This window comes from Mycobacterium sp. NGS61, assembly GCF_059812325.1.
The window spans coordinates 233,926-248,232 of record NZ_JCALCL010000007.1 but is presented as its reverse complement, the minus strand read 5'-3'; the positions used below and the strand labels follow the sequence as shown (position 1 = coordinate 248,232).

The 14,307-nt window shown below is 62.3% G+C and carries 10 protein-coding genes and 3 pseudogenes; 8 read left to right on the top strand and 5 right to left on the bottom strand.

The window, feature by feature from the left end:
- Positions 1-213: 213 nt before the first annotated feature.
- From AC5Y3Z_RS16920 to AC5Y3Z_RS16890, 7 genes and pseudogenes are all read left to right on the top strand, one after another.
- A complete protein-coding gene (locus AC5Y3Z_RS16920; protein WP_463826640.1) occupies positions 214-1,155 on the top strand; it encodes an alcohol dehydrogenase catalytic domain-containing protein in 942 nt (313 codons plus the stop codon).
- 1,115 nt (positions 1,156-2,270) lie between these two features.
- Positions 2,271-3,527: a tyrosine-type recombinase/integrase gene (locus tag AC5Y3Z_RS16915; protein ID WP_463826639.1), complete on the top strand. Its 1,257-nt coding sequence runs from the start codon at positions 2,271-2,273 to the stop codon at positions 3,525-3,527.
- A 56-nt stretch (positions 3,528-3,583) separates the two neighbouring features.
- Positions 3,584-3,994 carry a hypothetical protein gene (locus tag AC5Y3Z_RS16910; protein WP_463826638.1) on the top strand — a complete coding sequence of 137 codons (411 nt, stop codon included), beginning with the start codon at positions 3,584-3,586 and terminating at the stop codon, positions 3,992-3,994.
- 1,377 nt (positions 3,995-5,371) lie between these two features.
- Entirely contained in the window at positions 5,372-5,653 is a 282-nt protein-coding gene (locus AC5Y3Z_RS16905; RefSeq protein WP_463826637.1) for a hypothetical protein, read from the top strand.
- 97 nt (positions 5,654-5,750) lie between these two features.
- Entirely contained in the window at positions 5,751-6,467 is a 717-nt protein-coding gene (locus tag AC5Y3Z_RS16900; protein WP_463826636.1) for a hypothetical protein, read from the top strand.
- Positions 6,464-7,192 carry a DUF8453 domain-containing protein gene (locus AC5Y3Z_RS16895; RefSeq protein ID WP_463826635.1) on the top strand — a complete coding sequence of 243 codons (729 nt, stop codon included), beginning with the start codon at positions 6,464-6,466 and terminating at the stop codon, positions 7,190-7,192. Before AC5Y3Z_RS16900 ends, AC5Y3Z_RS16895 begins: the two co-directional genes overlap by 4 nt.
- A 412-nt stretch (positions 7,193-7,604) precedes the next feature.
- A pseudogene (locus tag AC5Y3Z_RS16890) lies at positions 7,605-8,240 on the top strand (transposase); the annotation flags it as partial.
- Between the two features lie 64 nt (positions 8,241-8,304).
- Here AC5Y3Z_RS16890 and AC5Y3Z_RS16885 read toward each other — a convergent pair.
- The 4 genes and pseudogenes from AC5Y3Z_RS16885 to AC5Y3Z_RS16870 all read right to left on the bottom strand — a co-directional run.
- Positions 8,305-8,748 (bottom strand): annotated as a pseudogene (locus AC5Y3Z_RS16885) (ATP-binding protein); the annotation flags it as partial.
- A 16-nt stretch (positions 8,749-8,764) separates the two neighbouring features.
- Entirely contained in the window at positions 8,765-9,829 is a 1,065-nt protein-coding gene (locus AC5Y3Z_RS16880) for an IS110 family RNA-guided transposase (RefSeq protein ID WP_463826634.1), read from the bottom strand.
- A 297-nt stretch (positions 9,830-10,126) separates the two neighbouring features.
- Positions 10,127-10,534 (bottom strand): annotated as a pseudogene (locus AC5Y3Z_RS16875) (ATP-binding protein); the annotation flags it as partial.
- On the bottom strand, positions 10,531-11,892 hold the full coding sequence (locus AC5Y3Z_RS16870; RefSeq protein ID WP_463826633.1) for a Mu transposase domain-containing protein: 1,362 nt from the start codon (positions 11,890-11,892) through the stop codon (positions 10,531-10,533). The gene AC5Y3Z_RS16870 and the pseudogene AC5Y3Z_RS16875, both read right to left, overlap by 4 nt.
- A gap of 274 nt (positions 11,893-12,166) precedes the next feature.
- Between AC5Y3Z_RS16870 and AC5Y3Z_RS16865 the strand changes: the two genes are divergently transcribed.
- A complete protein-coding gene (locus tag AC5Y3Z_RS16865) occupies positions 12,167-12,940 on the top strand; it encodes a phage major capsid protein (RefSeq protein ID WP_463826632.1) in 774 nt (257 codons plus the stop codon).
- Positions 12,941-13,331: 391 nt separating this feature from the next.
- On the opposite strand, the gene AC5Y3Z_RS16860 is transcribed toward AC5Y3Z_RS16865, so the two are convergent.
- Positions 13,332-14,240, bottom strand: a complete 909-nt coding sequence (locus tag AC5Y3Z_RS16860) for a restriction endonuclease (protein ID WP_463826631.1) — start codon at positions 14,238-14,240, stop codon at positions 13,332-13,334.
- Between the last annotated feature and the right edge of the window lie 67 nt (positions 14,241-14,307).

Genomic DNA, 14,307 nt, shown 5'->3' with positions numbered 1-14,307 from the left:
ACCGAAAACATCGCTGCCATAGTGTGTTTCGGCGACTCATACCGGACTCCTAGGCAACGCGGCCGACCCTGGCTGCTGCGCGACAGGGTAGCGGTGTCAGGTGTGTCGGCAGTGTTGCACGACGCCCGGATAGATCGCGGATAGGCGATGGTTGGTGCTTCGCACGGGGGTCCCACTCGGGCATAGTTGGCGGCGTCGAATCGGGAGAATGCGATGAGAGCTTGGCAACTAGTCGCCGCCAACGAGCCCCTGCAGCTGGTGGACTGTGACGACCCGGTACCGGGACCCGGGCAGGTCGTCGTCGAGGTCCGTGCCGCGGGCCTCTGTCATAGCGATGTGGGATTTCTGGACGGAACGTTGACCCCGCTGCTGCCCAGGTTGCCGATCATTTTGGGCCATGAGGTGGCCGGAGTGGTGGGGGCGGTGGGTCCCGGTGTCGCGGACTTTCATGTCGGGGACCGCGTAGTGGTCGAGTTGGGCAAGGCCGGCGCGCCGGGTTGGTCAAGCGACGGGGGCTTCGCCGACAAATGCCTCACCTCGGCGGAGGCATTGATCAGACTGCCCGACCGGATCGAGTTCACCCAGGCGGCTACCGCCACCGATGCGGGCCAGACCGCGTACGGCGCGGTGCTGGGTGTCGGCGCCGTGCGCGCCGGTGAGAAGGTCGGCATCGTCGGGTTGGGCGGGCTGGGTCTTACCGGTGCGCGGATCGCCGTGTTGGCCGGAGCGCAGGTGTATGCGGCCGAACCCAAACGCGAGGTGTGGGAACTCGCCAAACGGCAGGGCGTCCTCGATGTCGCTGAGGACGTCCGCGAATTGGCCTCTCTGCAACTCGACGCGATCGTGGATTTCGCCGGATTCGGGACCACCACGGCCGGCGCAATCGGCGCGGTTCGGGTGCAGGGGCGCGTGATCCAAGTGGGTCTCGGACGGAACGAAGCAACGATTCCGACCTCGGAACTGGTGATCAAAGAGGTGACCCTGCGGGGAGCACGAGGCGGTCATACCGGGGCTCTCGAAGCGGTTCTCGCGCACATGGCCGCCGGGGAGCTTGAAATCCACACCGAAACGATCACCTTCGACGACATTCCCGAGGCCATCGAGCGACTCAGACTCGGCAACGTGGTCGGTCGAGTGGTTGCCGAGATGCCCTGACCGCTCGGGCGGTGTTCGGGTCGGCCACCCGGGCGCCCGGTGGTACCACAGCTGGGTGGCTGGGATGCCGGTGCCGTCCGAAATATGCTGAAAGGCAATCGATTTCGCCTGACCAGTGGTTTTCCGTGCTTGATGGGCCGCGGGACTGACTATCGCGATAGTTGGGATCGGTAGCGGGCCCCTGGATGTGTACTGGGCTTCCGACGGACCCAGTGGCGTCCGGATCACGCGGAAGGGACCACCATGAAGAAACTATGCATCGCAGCGTTGGCAACGGCGGCTTTGGTTTCGAGTGCCATCGGTCCGAGCGCGCAGAGTGCCCGCGCCGACAACCAGGGCCCATATCACTGGTGCCCGGGAGAGAGCATGTCGTTCCCGCCGGGACCCGGGCGAGACATGGTGTGGGACATGAGCATCTGTCACACGTTTTACTTCGTCGACTACGGCAAGGGCAATGTGCCGAGCAGCATTCCCGGACCACCCGGGCCGTGGGTGTGGGACGGCGAGAACCCTCCGCCGAGTAACCGGTGTTACCCCTGGTGCTTGTAGTCGCCTTGCCGGCGCCGCACGGTGGGCATTCGCCCATCGGTGACGGTGCTGGTCAGAGGGTGCCCCCGGCAGGATTCGAAAATGCGGCACCGTGACGGGATCCCGTATATTCTGACTTGCGAAAATAGCTCAACGACAAAGTATTTCGGATTTTCGCCTCAAGTCGCGTCGGCTAAATTGGTTCTGCATAGGTAGCGGATAGGTAGGTCCAGCAATCCCGCTGGTCAGCTTGCCAGATCCGCAGGGAATTTGCGGGAGGTACCGATCATGAACCCCGACGAAAGCGTGGCGCAGCGCTTCCAGGAGGTAACGCTGGCCGGAATTGAGGAGGGCAAGCGGCTGGGATATAACCCCACTCGGTATCTACTTATGGTCAGGGAGCGAGGGGCCGTGGGGGCGGCCAAGCATGTTTTGCGCCCAGGCCCGCCCGCCTACGGATTTGTCACACTGGCACATCTGCACCGTCGGCCTGACCTCACCACGGAGTACACGGCGCTGATGCCAGAGTTCCGAGAGCTATTCACCGCGGATGAGTTGGCGGAGGCGGCGAGACGGCTGGGGCACTGATGAGCGGAACCAAAGGGCACCGAGCATGGGGCAACATCAAGAAGCAACGCACCAAAACCCCTAGCTACCAGGCGAGTTACATCGGACCCGACCAACGACGGCACTACGCGCCAACAGTTTTCGCGGCCAAGATGAACGCTGAACGGTGGCTGGCTCGAGAACGTGACTACCGCGATCATTGCCTGGCCACGGGGGAGACGTGGAAGGCTCCCAGCGAGCGCGCTGTGGAAAAGAGAGCCAAGCATCTGACGTTGAGTGAGTACGGCAAGACGGTCATTGACCAGCGGCTATTGAAGCCGCGAACCCGTATCGAGTACGAAGCCAAGTGGTGCCAGTTGATTGAACCGAAACTGGGCAGCCTGGCAGGACGGGACCTGACAACCACGGCGGTGAGGGGCTGGTATTCCGGCCTGGACGCGAAGCTGGCCACGCGCAACGGTCACGCCTACGGCATCCTTAACATGATCTGCAATACGGCGGTCAAGGACGGCCTATTAGATCGCAACCCGTGCCAAATCGTCGGCGCGATGAACCCGAAGCCGAAGAAGAAGGTACGTATCCCTTCCACAGTCGAGCTGCACGCCATCGCGGACAAGCTGGGAGCCGACGACGGCAATTCTCGCTTCAAGGCCCTAGTGCTGCTAGCTGGTTGGTGCGGCCTGCGTTTCGGTGAGGTGTCGGAGCTTCGGCGCAAAGACTTCAACAGCGACTGCAGCGTGCTAACCGTGGCGCGAGCGGTCACACACCGCATGGATGCCAACGGTGATAAGGGCTCGCGGTGCCGCATCGACACGACGAAGAACGGCGAGGAACGTACGGTCACTATCCCTCCGCATATCCGCGACGACGTGAAGGCCCACCTCAAGGCCTACGTGGGCAAAAGTGATGAGGCTCTACTGTTCACGCCTGCGCGCGGCGGCTGTCATCTCGGTGATCGGGTGTTCAACAAGGACGTGTTCAAGAAGGCTGCGAAGGACATAGGCAGAGATGATCTTTCGGCCCATGATCTACGGCGCTTTGCCGGCAGCAAGAATGCTCAGGTGGCGACGCTGACCGAGAACATGGCGCGTCTCGGGCACAAGATAGTGGAGGCGGCTCTGCGCTACCAGCACAGCCAAGACGGTAGGGACGCTATCGTCGCCGCGAACCTGAGCGCGAACGCACTGGCAGAGCTACAGGCGGCCACCGCGAAAGGTCCAGACCCCACATGCACACACATGGCCAACCCTGATTCATATGAGCCGGAGGCCTCGTGACGACCGATAGCGCGAAGCTCGCAACCCTTGCTATTGGAGCGGCTGGGGAGCTGCTAGTGCAGTACAAGCTGCTCAAGCTTGGCATCGACAGCGCACGTCTAACCACAGACTCCGGTATTGACTTGGTGATGTATGTGCCCGGCACGACGACGGCCGCGACCATTCAGGTGAAGACCAAGGCCGCGTCGGACCGTGCTGGCGGCAAAGGCAAACTGCTGCTCGGCTTTCGGTTTCCTGACGCCTGCCCTGCCCAGTGGCTCGCCTTGGTAGATCTATCGCGAGATGCGGTGTGGCTCCTGACAATTGATCAAGCTCGTGATATGGCACAGCAGACGCATCCCAATAACAACCGTCTGCTCTACTGGTACACCGACGAGTCGATAGGCGCAGATAAGCTCCGTGACAGTGACATGATCTCGCACCGGCTGGAGGCGGTCGCAGCTCAGCGACTGCAAGCAGGACTTTGACGCACCCATCTATGGCTATGTCAGGCAGGAGGCAGCCTTTTGAGCAAATCGAATGCAAGTGACTATTTAGAGATTCACCTGTACAACGATCTCCGCTGGCTCCTCTGTGCGGCTGCTGAGTGGCAGTTGCAGAAGACGATCAATCGCGGAATTGATGGGTTGTACATTCAGATCTACGCGATGGACTCGGCCGCACTGCATGCCCGTGCGCTGCTTGAGTTCTTCACGGGCCATGGGTCCAATCGTGGCCGGATGAACGCACTGTATGGGATTCAGTCAATTGCCTCGCAACGTTTTCCTGGTGACTGGGTACGTCCCCTCAACACTCACATAATGCATGTGCAGGATCGCACTGTGGGACAACGGCTTACGGCGGTCGACGGCGTATCAAAGCTTGACCTAAACGACATGCCCGTGGAATTTGGTCAGGAGGTTGTCGGCTGTGGCGACAGTTCATCAAGCACATCAAGCCCAATTCACTACCGACACTGGCTCATACAACCCTGGACCGTGCTACCGCGGAGTCATCACTTGTCTACAACAACGACGTCAATAGGGCCCACGACCTCAACCCGATAGCTTGGTGACGCATAGGTAGCGGATGGGTAACTGGCGGCCTAGGGGCACCATTTGCCTATGTGGCGCGTTTGAGCACCGCAGGTTTGCTACCTGCGGCTTAAGGCCGGCGGCGCCGCCCGTGCTTCGATTCCAGCTGGCGAAGCGGCGGCAATGCGGCGCTGGGACGGTTTGCCTCATTTGCCATTTGTATGGCTGCCATGCCGCTGATGTGCACTACGCGACGCGTCTGGTGGCGCACGCTGCGTTTCGATTCTTGCGGCGGGATCCATCGCTCTCACAAATGGTCGTCCGTCTCTACTGGGCCTGCGCTGGGGTGCGCGCCATGGGAGGCTTGGATGTGGGCAGTGGTGTTTTGTAGAAACGGCCACCCGGCGGCACGGAACGGAATACGATCTGCGACCGTGCGGAAGTCATTAGTGCTGGTAGCCAGCTTCGTCATGGTGCTCGCCTTCGCGCCGACAGCAAGCGCCGATCCGGGCGGCTCGCGATGTGACCCTAACTACTCGGGCGCCTGTGTCCCGATCGCGAGTGATGTTGACTGCGCGGGTGGTAGCGGCAATGGTCCGGCCTTCGTCAAGGGTCCTGTGAGGGTGATCGGCAGGGACATCTACGGCCTGGACCGAGACGGCAATGGAATCGGATGTGAATAAAGCGAGCGTAAGGGTGCGCCGGGTCCGAAGCTGCCGAGCAGACGACTACTTGCGCTTCAGGTGAGCCACCAGGTCGCTCGCGACGAAGGGCCATTGACATGCTGTGACCACCTGCACAACTGTGGGTAGAGCAGACAGGGGGCGACAGATGGGCAAGAAGCTGATCGCGGCGGCAGTGGCGGCAGGTCTCGCGGTAGGGCTTGCGCCTGCGGCAAGCGCTGATGACGTTCAAAGACAGGTCTGCCTGGCCGTGATGGCTGCGGGCGTCAATCCCTACAACCCGAACGACAATTACGCTCTATTCCTCGTGCAGCAGAACCCGAACATGACCTACAACCAAGCGAGCGATCTGGTCAAGAAGGCGTTCGGCTCTGTCCGCTATCACGACAACCCGATGTGCAACGGCGTAACCATCCCCGAGAACTACTAACGGCTACGTGCCGGGAGCCGTTTAGCGCTGGCGGCATTTCTCCGCCGGAGAGTGTCGTACCTGGGGGCTAGGGTGCGTCTCGACACCGGAGGTCACCATGAGCAACCCACCCATTTGGCTTTCGATCGCGCAGGCGGTCGGCGCAATTTCAACCACGGTCGGTGTGCTGATTGCGCTCTACGTAGCCGTTCGTCGGGAACCCAAGAAAGCCGCCGAGGAGCGCCAGCGGCACGAAGCGCAAATGGACGCGCTTAATCGGGCAGAGACAGAACGCGTCGCAGCGCAGGCGCGAAAAATCGTCCCTAGTTGTCTGCGTACACCGATGTTTGGCAATACCTGGTGGACGGTCAAAATCGAAAATGTAAGCAACTCGGCAGCAACGATCCTGACCGTTGACGTGAGTGCTGTAGATACCAACGGCAACATCGTGCCGAATGGTTGCAAGCAGTCCAACAACACCATGCCAGCCGACCAAGCTTTCGAGAAGGCAATTCGAGCTGCGATGTCTGGATCACTACAGGGTGCTTTTCAGCAGTCCGGCATGGGCCGCATGATTCCGCACGCCGCAGCTCAACAACTAACGAACCAACTTGCGCCAGCTGCGAAACAGGCGATGCAAGAAGCCATGGTTGGTCACTTCGTTACGGAGTGGCAACGGACACTTGGCCCCAACCAGAGCGCTCTGATGGCCTACGCGACCACCGACCCAAATTTGAAGTTACGCATTACGATTGATTACGAGGATGAGGCCGGCTACCAATGGCGGCGCGTAGACAGCAGCCAACCGGTGCGGACCGACAAGGTATCGGCATGACTGCCGCACAGAATTGGGCGGCGGTATCTGCTGTAAGCCAAATCGCAACAGTCGTAGTCGCAAGTTGGGCCTTAATCTACGCCCGTGGCCAAGTACACCAAGCTCGTCTAACCCGTGAACGCATTGCACAACCAGATGTCGTTGTGTACGTCGACCGCCACGAAGTACGGCGCTATATGGATCTGGTAATCAAGAACTTTGGACAGACGACGGCCTACAACATTCGGTTGAAAATCCCGCCGTTACAGGTAGCGCCATACACGAACCTGCACACCGGTGAGGAGGTTAAGAATCTCTACGTACCCGAAAGCATTGCGGTGCTAGCTCCTGGCCAAGAGTGGCGGACAGTGTGGGATTCCGCCGCACGGAGAGCAAAGCATAAAGGAGCGCTGCAAGACCAGTTTGTCGGCCACGTGGAGTTTGACGACAAGATGGATCCGGACAAACCCAGCTTCCGCAATCCAATTTCGTTGGACGTCAAGATGTTCTGGAACACAACATGGATCACAGAGAACAAAGGCAAAACGGTCGAGAAGGCATTGTATGAGATTGCGGACACGCTCCAGAGCTACAGCCGCGACGACAAAGGGGTTTGGGTCTATGCGGCTACTGGCGATGAAGAGCGTCGCCGACGGGAACAGGGATACCAAGAGGCTGCAAGAGGGAACGAAGATTTCATGAGGGATCTAGGGGTCATCCAAGATGATCCCGACCCAGACGACTGAGGGCCGCTACTGCGCCTTCCGCTGTAGAGGCACTACGAATGTCCGCTGGAAGCGGCACCGGTCGGGTAGCGGGGCTAAATTTGCGCAGATCTCGGTCTTGAGCACCGCCGCGTAGATGTCCATGGTCGTGCTGATCTTGGCGTGACCCAACCACCGACTCACGTCCCGAGCGTTCTCGGCGGCAATGCGGCGCTGGGACGGTTTGCCTCATTTGCCATTTGTATGGCTGCCATGCCGCTGATGTGCACTACGCGACGCGTCTGAGTGTGGTCACCTGACTTGGCCCCACTTTGGCTGTCGTTCTTCACGAATTTTGGCCCCGGGGTGGTGAGGCGGATTCTAGTAATCGTCGCAACACCGGAGTTGTTTAGAGGTTGTGGTGGGAGGAGTTCTTGTGACTCGGCGTGGCGGAATGCGGGTGGAGAAGCAGGAGTGGTTCGCGCGGCTGATCACTCGGGGGGTGAGTAATTCTGAGGCGTGCCGGATGGTGGGGGTCAACCGCAGGACGGGGACACGCTGGCGCTACGGGCGCATAATCCTCAATACGGCTGGTCAGGCGGTGCACTATCCGCCGGTGAGATTAACTGCGCCGAAGGCGGCGCACCCTCGTTATCTGTCGTTGGCCGAGCGCACGACGATCGCTGACCTGCACCGCGCGGGCGTGGGCGTTCGTGGCATCGCTGGGGAGCTGGGTAGGGCTGCCTCGACGGTGTCGCGGGAGCTGCGCCGCAACGCTGATGACCACGGCCGTTACCTGGCCGCCACCGCTCACCGGGTGAGCACCGAGCGACAGTTCCGGTCCTGGCGTGCGCGGCGCGTGGCCGGTGATGTCACTCTTCATGGTGTCGTCGCCGAGCTATTGGGCAAGCGGTGGAGTCCGGAACAAGTCAGCCACGAACTGCGATTTCGGTTCCCTGAGCAGCCCGAGCGCCACCTATGTACGGAGTCGATCTATCAGGCGATCTACGACCCTAGGACCGATGTGACCCGCCCGGCCAAGCGGCGTCGCCGGCGGCGTCGACGCCGCATTCAGGGCTTGGAGCGGCGGGTTGACCGCGCTCATCGGAAATCCCCGGCTGTGCTTGCCGAAATTCCTCACCTGTGAGCAGCGGTCAGTGTAGTTGTTGGCGGGTGCCGGTGGTTGTTCGGCGCAGGGTTTCCGCGGCGGCGTGGTGATCGCGTAGCCGGTAGGACTGACCGTCGAGGTTGATGACTACGGAGCGGTGCAGCAGGCGGTCGAGCATGGCGGCGGCGACTGTGGTGTCGCCGAGGATCTCTCCCCAGGCTCCCACGCCCCGGTTGGTGGTGATCACGATGCTGGTCTTTAAATACCGTTGGGAGACAACCTGAAACAATGCTGATGCGGCCTCGGCGGGCAACGGTAAGTACCCCAGTTCGTCGATCACCAGCAGCGTCGGACCGGCGAAGAACCGCATGGTGGTCGCCCAGCGCCCCTCGATCGCGGCGCGATGACAGCGGGCGGCCAGATCGGCGGCGGTGGTGAAGTAGGTCCGATAGCCGGCATACGCTGCGGCCCTTGCCAATCCGACCGAGAGGATGCTTCTATGTCTGTCAAGCAGCCTGTTTGACCGTGGTAATTGATGCGGCGTCGGTCTGCATGATCCGGTAGACCTCGCGGGCGATAGCGCGTTTGAGGCAGCGTTTGATTTCTCGGGGCGTCTTGCCTTCTGCAGTGCGTCGGGCGGCGTAGGCCTTTGTCGTAGGCTCGAATCGCAAGCGCGTCAGTGCAACGGTGTGCAGTGCGCGGTTGAGTTGGCGGTCACCGGCGCGGTTGAGCCGGTGGCGTACGGTGGCGCCGCTGCTGGCCGGGATTGGTGCAGCACCAGCCAGGGCCGCGAAAGCCGCCTCGCTGCGGATGCGATCGCGATGTGACCAGGAGATCAAGAACTGCGTGGCAGTGATGACACCGATGCCGGGCCGGTCGAGCAGCTGGGGGCAGGCGGCATTGACGAGGAGTTCGAGCTCGGTTTCGTGTTCTGCGGCTTCAGCTTCGAGCATGAGAGCACGCCGGGCGGTGGCGCGAATCGCGCGGACAGTGGCGCGGTGTTCGACTGAGTGTGACGGCAGGGTACGCAGCCGTGCGCAGCGGTTGAGTTGTTCGTCGGTCGTTCCGCGTCGTAGTTGATCACGCAGCGATTGGGGGGCGTTGACGATCATGGCCTTGAGTTGCCCAATAGCTTTGGTACGGGCCAGTATTGCGCCCTCTCGCGCGGTAAGTAGCACTCGCATGGCTTCTCGGTCGCCGCGAGCGCGCGGCGCGGCCAGGTGCTCGCGAGTCAAAGCTTCGCGTGCGGCTCGGACGGCGTCGAGGTCGTCGGACTTGGCGCCGTCACGTCGTGCAGGGCGTGCGGGGCGATCTATCTCGACGACCCATTCGCCGCGTTCGAGCAAGTGTGTGGTGAGACCAGCGCCGAAGCTGCCGGTGCCCTCGATGGCCCAGACTCGCCGCCCTGTCGCATGTTTGGCGGCAAAGGTGTCGAGCTTGCGGAATCCGAATGCGTCGGTGGCCACGGTTACCCGCTCGACCAATCCTCCGGCGGCGGTGACGATCGCCGCGGTGTGGGAGTCGCGGTGGGTGTCGACGCCGATGACGAAATCGACCTTGTCTGTCAGCATGGGTGTCACGGTGTTCTCCAATCGTTGGGGTGCATCAGGTCGGCGCCGGCCTGGATGGGATCACCGTGCGGCAAGACTGTGATGAGGCACGACCCGGCATGGGGTCGGCCAGGCTTCTGATCAGGCCAGTCGTGGTGGGCCAGGCCGGTGCCGGTCACCGGCGACGACAAATCCAACGCAAGGGCACTACCCGCGTGAGGTGCGGCCAATGAGTCTTTGGGGTCAGTCGCGGTCACCGACACCGACCCTTCCACCGGCGGCGCCGAGACTCTATTGAGTCCGCCCTAAAGACTCACAGTGCGTCTTTCCGGTGCCGGGTGGTCCGATGAGCAGGATATTGGTCGCCGATTCCAGGTAGCGGCAGGTGCCCAGCTCGTCGATGAGCGTGCGGTCGATCCCGGCGGCGGAGTCGACGTCGAAGTCATCGAGGGTGGCCGGGGTGGGCAGGCAGGCGAACCGCAACCGGCCCGCCAACCGTCGGGCGGTGGAGGCCTCGACTTCCACGGCCAGCAGTCGCTCCAACGCGACGGTCAGCGACAGCCCTTCGGCGGTGGCCTGGTCGAGCACCGCGGGGAGTGCTTCGGCGGCCGCGGTCAGTTTGAGTTCGGCCAGGTGCGAGCGCAGCTGCTGATAACGGCTCGCCGCCGCCGATGGCGATTCCTCGGCCGTGGTGGTGGTCTTGATGGTACGTGGAGTGGGGGTCATTGGATGGTCCTGTTCTGGGCGGCCCGCTCGTAAGCGGACAGGTCGATCACGGTGGAATCAGTTGACGGAGTGGGAGAGTCACTAGAAGTGCTGGGCGCATTCTTGAGCCGCAGTAGGTGTGCGGCAGCGGCTTTGGCGGCCGGTCCGGGTGGGATGCGTTCCTTGCGGCGGTGCGGGCGCCCGGTGGCTGCGGTGGCCATCGCCGCAGCGTCCAGGGCGATGACATGACCGCTGTCGCGCACCATCACCCCGAGCCCGTCGGCGGCCATCCGGTGGCGGGCGATCACGATCCCGCTCATGGTGGCGATATCGCAGAACTGGCCCCCGACCGGATGGGACACCACGACGTTGGCGGCGGCCAGTTCCGGAGGCACTGAGTAGCGGTTGCCGCGGTAGGACACCATCGCTTGGCGTGAGGCGGTGCGGGCTTCGGCCACGATCACCGGATACGCCTGTGCCGGCACCGGTTGCAGGGGCTCGGTTGTGGCGACCACGGCGACCGAGGACCGGCCGTCGGCGGTGGCCCGCAGCCGGGTGTCACCCCGCACCCGGGCGAAGCGATCCACGCTGGCCTGGGCCTGCTCAGGGGTGGCTTCGTCGGCCAGGGTGCGCCACCAGCGTTGCGCGGCGGTGTGATTGACCTTCTCCACCACGCCCTTGCGGTTGCCGCGCCGTGCCGGGCAGATCGCCACCGCCACGCCGTAGTGCTTGGCCACCCCGGCGAACGACGCGGTCACCCGTCCCGAGCCGGGGTCACACACCGTAGCCATCCGGTCGAAGCGCCACACCCTGGTCAGCCCGCCCAGGCCGCGGGTGACGCGGTCCAGACCGGCGACCAGGTGTGGCTGATCCTCGCTCGGTGCCAGATAGCCGCGCCACTTCCCGGAATGCGAAAGTGAGCCGACCAGCAGGTGCGCGGTCTTGCCCCAGCCCCACGATGCCGGCGGATCGGGCAATTCCAGCCAGTCCCATTGAGTTTCGTCGCCGGGAGCGTGTGGGATCACCGCGTTCGGGCGCTGTGTGGCGGTCCGGCACGCCTCACAGACCGGGCGCAGATCCCGGGCGCGGATGTTGCGGGTCAGGCTCTGATACGACAGCCCGAACCCCAGGTCCTCCAACTCGTCGAACAGGGTGCGGGCCCACAGGTGTGGGTCCTCGGTCAGCCTCGCGGTGACGTAGTCGACGAACGGGTCGAACGGATCAGGGCCGGGCCGGGCACGCACCCCGGGCGTGCCGCCGCCGGCCAGATACTTGCGGACCGTCTTGCGATCAAAGCCGGTGTGGCGGGCGATCGCCGAGATCGTCCAACCACGCATGCGTAGGGCATGTACTTCCACATCGTCCTCCCATGTGAGCATGAGAAAGCGGGCCTCCTTCGATGGAGCAACTGGCGTCAGACACCAGCAGCTTCGAGGGAGGCCCGCCCTTCTCGGCGGAGCCACACGGGTGGGGAATTTCGATGAGCGTCAGTGGGGAATGTCAGTGAGCGCGGTCACCGTTCCGTTGCCCGCCGACCCGCGGCGTCGGCAAGCCGAGTCGCAGGCTTCAGGCGGCCCGTAGGACAGCCTGAAATGCCCGCAGAGGCCCGAGAACCCGCTGTCCACGGTCGTCGGTCCGAGCTACGAGAATCGCTTGCTTGACAAATTGCCAACGCAAGCCATCGATGGGCCGAGCCTGGAGTACATCGTTCACCAGAGCACGACGGGCGCACCGGCGATTGTCTCCGAAGGTGCGGTAAAGCCGGAGCTGGTGTTCAATACGGCACCTCAGACGGCGACCCCGCAGAAGATCGCGGCTCACTTCGCGCTGTCGTGGGAGACGATGCAGGATTGGTCGAACTTCAGCGAGTATTCGCTGGGGGAGATTACTCGACAAGTTATCAACGTCGAGAACGCCGAGCTGCTCTCCGGTGCGGGAACGACCGGCCACCTTCACGGTTTCTTTTCGACCAGCGGAATTCTCACTCACGACGCCAGCACCGACACCGGCACCAACGTGACAGCGCTGGACAGTATCGAAAAGTCGATTGCTGTGCTGCGATCCGGTGCGGCGCTTGCGGAGGCGAATCTACTGGTGCTGCATCCCAATACGTGGTCTGCGCTGCGCCGCACCAAGGATACGCGAGGCCGCTTCCTAGCGACGGCCGATCCAACCCGCGACGAAGCTAATTCGCTATGGGGAGTCGAAATACTGCCAACGACGCAATGCACGGCAGGCAAGGGACTGCTGCTCGACACCAACAAGTTCGGATTCGTCGTCGTCCGCGAAGCCATCTCACTGCGCACCGGGACAAGCAACGACGACTTTGTCAGGAACTTGCAACGGTGGATTTGCGAGGAACGCTTGGAGCTGTGCGTCGAGCGGCCCGCAGCGGTGTTGTCCATTTCGAACCTGCCAACATCGTAGGGAAGGTGCAACGCGATGACTGTTGAAGTGCAGCAACCATTTCAGGTTTGCTACGGAAGTACCGTCTACGGGCCAGGTGAAGTAGCCGGCGTCCCCGACGCGGTCGCGCAGCAATGGATTCGGTCGGGCTGGGTCGTCGAAGTGGACGAAACCGACGAGCCATCTGCCAGGCCCGCTCCTGGCCGTCGTTCTTACTGAGCGCGAACTCCGCGGTGGTCGGCGGTCTCCCTGCTGAGCAACCGGGCGTCAGCGGAACTGAGTCGGATGACTCAATATCGCGGTTCCATGCTGTCCGTCACGCGGCGTAGTGCCGCGTCAAGCGTCATCTATTGTTCGCTTCTCGAAGAGCGCCGGTTTCAGGAGGGCGGTCGCACAAGGGCCTGCTGCCCGCTTACTCGTCGAAAGTCTCTTCGTCAATCTGTTTCAAGTCGAAGGTTTCACGGATTTGAACTCCCACGTTGTATTGCACCATAAGACGGGACAGTTCCATGCCGTCGATGAGACGTAACCGCATGCCAACGCTCTCCGCGAACTGCATCGCGCCCGCCGAGAACCTGCCCGTTGTCACGAATACTCCACGGCTCGTTTGCGCACCTTGGAGTGCGCCAACGAACGCCTGAATTTCAGGTCTACCTACTGTGTTTAGCTTGTCGTAGCGCTTCGCCTGTACGCCGACTAGGTCGAGCCCGAGCGCGTCCTGGCGAACGATGCCGTCTAAGCCGCTGTCGCCAGGTTTTCCTGTGTGTTCCGTCAGGGATTCTCGTCCGCCGTAGCCCATCGCCTGCAGGAGCTTTAGTGACAACTTCTCCAGAAACAGAGGCGGCTGCGCCAAAATACGATCCAGTAGCTCGGCGGCAAGCGTCTCGTAAGACTCTTCAATAATCGCGTTGACGGCCTCGCTCGGCGATACCTCGTCGGTGGCGATGTCGACCGCAACTTCCGACTGCTTGACCTTCTTTCGGTTCCTGAAGTCGACGTACTCGGGGAACTTGGCCAGGACCGCCATGTCGACTCGGTCGGGATGCGCTTGCAACACGGACCTGCCGCGCTTTGATAGCACGTACCGCCCGCGCTGCGGACGGTCAAGCAACTTCGCTTGCGACATGTGTGTAATCGCCCACGCGACCCTGTTGTCGAACTTGGACTGTTTGCCGCTGGCAAGCATCACCAATCTGTCTTCGTCGGACACCGCGAGGGCTTCAGCCACACATTCGCGGACCTGTGCTTGAGATTTCGGCTCGTCACCCTCAACGGCAATGAGAACGGGACGCATCATTGTCTGGAAGTCGGGAATACCCACGCGCTACGACACTATGCGACTGCCTCTGCCCAGCGATGCCGAACCCACTTTCTATCCGAAGGCCGAT